This window comes from Solemya elarraichensis gill symbiont, from assembly GCF_002021095.1.
GTDB lineage: Bacteria > Pseudomonadota > Gammaproteobacteria > Chromatiales > Chromatiaceae.
Genome location: NZ_MPRK01000265.1, coordinates 1 through 3,505 on the forward strand (window position 1 = coordinate 1; position 3,505 = coordinate 3,505).

Annotated in this window: 2 protein-coding genes; one reads left to right on the forward strand and one right to left on the reverse strand. The window is 49.6% G+C overall.

Annotated elements, in window-relative coordinates; genetic code table 11:
- Nucleotides 1-95: 95 nt before the first annotated feature.
- A complete protein-coding gene (locus BOW51_RS09980) occupies nt 96-2,501 on the forward strand; it encodes a hybrid sensor histidine kinase/response regulator (RefSeq protein WP_078477585.1) in 2,406 nt (801 codons plus the stop codon).
- A 3-nt stretch (nt 2,502-2,504) separates the two neighbouring features.
- Here BOW51_RS09980 and BOW51_RS09985 read toward each other — a convergent pair whose 3' ends face one another.
- Nucleotides 2,505-3,167, reverse strand: coding sequence for a response regulator transcription factor (locus BOW51_RS09985; RefSeq protein WP_167367324.1), 663 nt, complete (start codon nt 3,165-3,167; stop codon nt 2,505-2,507).
- Nucleotides 3,168-3,505: the final 338 nt, after the last annotated feature.

Genomic DNA, 3,505 nt, shown 5'->3' on the forward strand with positions numbered 1-3,505 from the left:
GCAGGGCGTCCGGGGCAATAAAGGCTGTCGAAGATCGAGTGTAAAAGGGAGACTTGGATGTCCCGTTTTACATCACGAGATCAAAGACACGCTTGATGATTATCGGCAGCGGGCAAAATGCCGATCTGTACGTACTACTGTTGCCTATGTCCCAGGACAATTACCTGCTGTCGGTACTCGCTTATTTGGGTGGATTTTCAGCAGCAACCGGCATGGTCATCGTGGCAACGCTGGCGCTGAGTACCATGGTGTCCAACGACTTGATTGTTCCGGTACTGGTGCGTTTTTTCAGATCCGATTCCGAACAGCAGATGTATCACTCACTGTTGATTATCAGGCGCGCAACTATTCTGCTGATTTTACTACTGGCTTATGTATTCTATGCAGTTGGAGGTACTGAGCGTTCCCTGCAAAGTATCGGGCTGGTCTCCTTTGCGGCGGCAATCCAGTTTTTACCGTCATTTCTTGGTTCGGTGTACTGGTATCGTGGACATAAAAACGGTGCAATAGCCGGTTTGCTGATTGGTATGTTGATCTGGTTTTACAGCTTGCTGTTACCGACGCTGTCCGGCCAGTCATGGATGCCGGAATTTTATATTGAGCTGCTCAATAACAGCCAGTCGCTTTTCAATCCGCAGGCGCTATTTGGTTATGCGATGTCTGACTCGCTGACCCATGCTGTATTCTGGAGCCTGCTGTTAAACACGCTCTTATATATATTTATTTCGTTGCGCTCTCATCACAAAGTGGTGGATCGATTACAGGCAGCAGTCTATATCGACCAGGGTGAGAGCTTTAATCAACCCGAGAAAGACTACCCATTCCAGGTGGGTGACCTGTTTGAGCTGTGCAGCCGATTTACCGGTGAAGCACGCAGCCGCGAATATTTTTCCCGCTTTGGTTATCAAATAGACCGCTCTTATTCGAAAAAAATTGCGAGTAGCCAGTTCACCTTACTGGCAGAAAGGTTGCTTGCCAGCAGTATCGGTATGGCCACAGCCAGTTCCCTGATCCGTTCATTAGCACTGCCGCAACCGGCATCCAGGAAAGGGATCTATGAGTTTATTGACCAGACCGGGCAGGCGATAGAATTCAATCGTGAGTTGTTGCAGGTCACGCTCGATCATATTGATGAGGCAGTCAGTGTTGTTGACAAGGACTTGAGCCTGATTGCCTGGAATCGCCAATATATCGATTTATTTGAGTATGAAGCAGGTTTTATCCGTGTTGGTAAACCGGTGAAGGATGTTATCCGTCGAGCACATATGCCGGATGGCGGATATATCACAACCTATACGGATATCACGCCGCTAAAACAGGCTGAAAAACACCTGGCAGCGATTAATGAAACCCTGGAAGCGAAGGTGCTTGAACGAACCGAAATGCTTTCCGATGTCAATCAGCAGCTCGAAGAACTCCTCGATACACGTAAACATTTTCTGGCTGCTGCCAGCCACGATTTAATTCAGCCGCTGGGAGCCTCCAAGCTCTACATGGGTGCGCTCAAGGAAGACCTGTCTGGTGATGCGGATAAATTCAGCATGGCTGACAATGCCTACAATGCGATCATTACCGCTGAATCATTGCTTAAATCATTGCTCTATCTTTCTCGTATGGACTCAGGTCTTCTGACGCCTGAACTGGATGAGTTTCCCCTGGAAGAGTTATTTGCTTCGATTGAAAACGAGTTTGCTCCTCGTGCTGAACAAAAAGGGCTACAGTTGCGTGTATTGCCGACCAATTACCTGACCCGTTCAGATCGTTCCCTGCTGATGAGTCTGCTGCAGAATCTTGTGGCCAATGCGATTCGTTACACAAAGCAGGGCGCAGTTATGGTGTTATGCCGGCAGCAGGCAGGGCAGCTTGTTATTGAAGAACGCGATAGTGGCGATGGTATTGCCGAGGAGAGGCAGCAGGAGATTTTTCAGGCTTTCAAGCAGCTGGACAATGGCTCGGTCGAAGGTGTCGGTCTGGGCCTGGCAATCTGTCAGCGAGCAGCCAACTTGTTGCAGCATTATTTGCGTCTGCGTTCATGTCCGGGCCATGGTAGTACGTTTAAACTGTTCATTCCATTAGCTGGTAAACAGGCATTTCAGTCACCTGATGTGGTTGATACAGGCTCGGTTGGCGACCTTGCCGGTCTGCGTGTCGCCTATATCGATGATGACAGTCTCCTCCTTAATGCCACACATGACCTGATGAAGCGTTGGGGCGTCGATGTGACCATTTCCGAAAGCATTACGGAGTTCAGGATCATGGCTGCGGCAGGCAAGCAGTTTGACGTGATACTGATGGATTACCAGCTTGGTGAGGGTGCCAATGGCCTCGAATTGCTCGAGCTGTACCGGCGTGAAGTCAGCCAGGATTTCCTTGGCATTTTGGCAACAGCCAAACAGAGTGAGGAGTTGAGGTCTGAAGTAGAGCAGGCCGGTTTCAAATTCCTGGCTAAGCCCCTGGGGCCGGCAAGGTTGCGCTCGGTGCTACAGTCTTATGTGAGGTAGCGGTTACGACTGATCTGGTTGAACCGCATCTGGCTGGATTACGTCTGGAAGCTCGAGCTGATTTGCCGCGATGACTGCCTGGGTGCGATTGCGTACCCCGAGTTTCCTGAAAATGGTGGTCAGGTGGGCCTTGATGGTCGCTTCTGTCACGCCCATGCTGTCTGCCATGGTTTTACTCGGTTTTCCCTCTTTGAGCAGATGCAATACCTTCATCTGTACGGGGGTCAGATCCTTAAAGCCCTTCACCAGTTTTTCATTGCAATCAGCATCACTGCAATCCGGAAAACAGAGGTCGCCCTGAAGGATTTTCATGATTCTCGTTGTCATGGAGTCAATATCCATGCTCTTGGAGATGAAGCCACTGGCGCCGTACTGTCTTGTCTGCTTGATAATACTGCGCTCATCGCAGGCTGAAATGACCGCAACCGGTAATTCGCTGTAGCGTTTCTTCAGGCTAAGCAGTCCATCCAGACCATTTATGTCTGGCAGTTTCAGGTCCAGCAGTACCAGGTCGGGCTGGATGACCTTGGTTTTCAACAGGTCAATCAGGTCCTGGAATGTGTCGGCTTCGTCGATAATGAACTCCTCAGGCAAGCGTGTCAGCAGGCTGATTAGTGCAGTTCGAAACAGCGGGTGGTCGTCAGCAATAATGATATATGTTGGCATGAAACTGATTTGATCAGTCATTGAAACTGAAGTCAAAGATTTAGGAGTTTCTGATTAAGTCTGGATGAAGAGATTGCCGATCAGAATGCGTCAGTTCAAGGCGCGAATCGCACGTAATAGCAGCGCTATTGTTCAGCGCATCCCTGCGCTTCACCCCTTCAGGGCTGGCGCGAAGAACGCTCCAAGCGTTCTTTATGCGAGGATTTGCATCGCAGAAATGGCGTATTCTGGCGGCAAGGTCAAAATTCATGACTTGATCAGAGGCTCCTTAACTACGGAATCAGATGTTCACCCAGTTAGTTTACTCGCATTAGACTAAAGTCTAACTGCTGCCTGTT

What these genes read in the sequence shown, in the direction of transcription:
- BOW51_RS09980 (WP_078477585.1), top strand. Translation starts at nt 96, where the DNA reads ATGATTATCGGCAGCGGGCAAAATGCCGATCTGTACGTACTACTGTTG.
- BOW51_RS09985 (WP_167367324.1), bottom strand. Translation starts at nt 3,167, where the DNA reads ATGCCAACATATATCATTATTGCTGACGACCACCCGCTGTTTCGAACT.